We start from the raw sequence: 1613 nt of genomic DNA, 5'->3' as shown, positions 1-1613 counted from the left end.
GTAGCTGGCATTATCTTGTCACTCTTCGGTGTCGGTAGTTACCATGGCGCGGGTGGCTTGAATCTAGGCAACCTGCTAGTGATCTGTTTTGTGTTCGGTATGGTGGGTTCTTTAATCTCACTATTCATGTCTAAATGGATGGCGAAGAAGACTACTGGTACTGAACTGATTGATCCGAATGCTCCTCGTAACCAGGCAGAAGCATGGTTATTACAGGAAGTAGCACAGCTATCTCAGCGCGCTGGTATTAAAATGCCAGAAGTGGGTATTTTCCCATCTTACCAGTCAAACGCTTTCGCGACCGGCTGGAACAAAAACGATGCACTGGTGTCTGTTTCTACAGGCTTGCTAGAACGCATGAACAAAGATGAGTTACGTGCAGTACTTGCGCATGAAATTGGTCACGTTGCCAATGGTGACATGGTAACACTTGCTCTGATTCAAGGTGTGGTCAACGCCTTCGTCATGTTCTTTGCCCGGGTTGCTGGTGATTTTATCGACCGTAACGTATTTGGCCGTGAAGATGGTGAAGCACCAGGAATTGCATTCTTCGTGATTACCATTGTGCTTGATATCGTATTTGGTATCCTGGCATCCGCTATCGTGATGTGGTTCTCACGTCATCGTGAATACCGTGCCGATGAAGCCGGTGCACGTTTAGCAGGTAAGCAGGCCATGATTTCTGCGCTATTACGCTTACAGGCCGAATCTGAAATGCCAGATGCCATGCCGAAAGAAATGAAAGCCTTTGCAATTTCAGCAGGTCAAGAACAAGGTTTCAGCTTAGCTGCATTGTTCCAGACGCATCCAACGATTGAACAACGTGTAGCCGCTTTGCATCAGCTTGATTGTCCTTAATCTACTGAGCACAACGCTATACCGAAAAGCCTCCTGACGGAGGCTTTTCTTTTATTTATACTTTTGTGTTTAAGCAGCTTGACTGATCCATTGATACAGGGCCATCCCACCCCAGCCAATTGCCAGTACAAACAGAATCAGGAAAATGGTACCCAGAATATCCGGAATATGAATCCAGACCCAGGCAACTACTGGATTGCGCCAGAATGCAGACTGCTGCTGTTTCTGTTCCAGTTTTTCATGCAGAAAAGGATGTACCACATGCCGATCCGTGTGGATCTGGTATTCCTCACGGATATGATCATGCACGATATCCAAGGCCTTACGGCTAGGACGGATAAAAATGTCGAAGATGGTTCCAGCCACGGGAATAAAACCGACCACGGCGTCCATGGTTGCCAATTTAATGACCGGATTCAGTTTGGACTGTGGCACGCCGATCTGACGTGCCTTATAAATGGCATAACAGGTCAAGGCAAAACCAGCCAGATCTCCCGCCACAGGTACGGTACTGAGTGCAGCATCAGCACCAACACCCTGCTTGGTAAACGGAATCCGGACTACGGAGTCCATCATATTGGCAAACTTGGCCAAATCCCGTTCCAGGCGAATGACTTCCTGTTGTGTCAGTTTTGGTGAGTTGCTGTTGTCTGTCTCAATCATCGGAACAACCCGTTTATCATTGTGTAATGATTCAGCCTAACCTAATTAGATATTAAAAATATAGCGTAATTTTATTAGGGCGTGTCCTCATT

Annotated in this window: 2 protein-coding genes; one reads left to right on the top strand and one right to left on the bottom strand. The window is 46.8% G+C overall.

Annotated elements, in window-relative coordinates:
* On the top strand, positions 1-858 hold an 858-nt coding region (gene htpX / locus B4033_RS01725), incomplete at its 5' end, for a protease HtpX (protein ID WP_286831539.1).
* 69 nt (positions 859-927) lie between these two features.
* On the opposite strand, the gene B4033_RS01720 is transcribed toward htpX, so the two are convergent.
* Positions 928-1521 carry a DUF4112 domain-containing protein gene (locus B4033_RS01720; protein ID WP_071320240.1) on the bottom strand — a complete coding sequence of 198 codons (594 nt, stop codon included), beginning with the start codon at positions 1519-1521 and terminating at the stop codon, positions 928-930.
* Positions 1522-1613 lie beyond the last annotated feature (92 nt).

The sequence above is a fragment of the Acinetobacter sp. UBA3132 genome, assembly GCF_002364825.1.
Classification (GTDB): Bacteria; Pseudomonadota; Gammaproteobacteria; order Pseudomonadales; family Moraxellaceae; genus Acinetobacter; species Acinetobacter schindleri.
Note: the sequence above shows the minus strand (reverse complement) of the source record. Positions and strands in the feature narration are given on the sequence as shown.

What these genes read in the sequence shown, in the direction of transcription:
- B4033_RS01720 (WP_071320240.1), bottom strand. Translation starts at nt 1,521, where the DNA reads ATGATTGAGACAGACAACAGCAACTCACCAAAACTGACACAACAGGAA.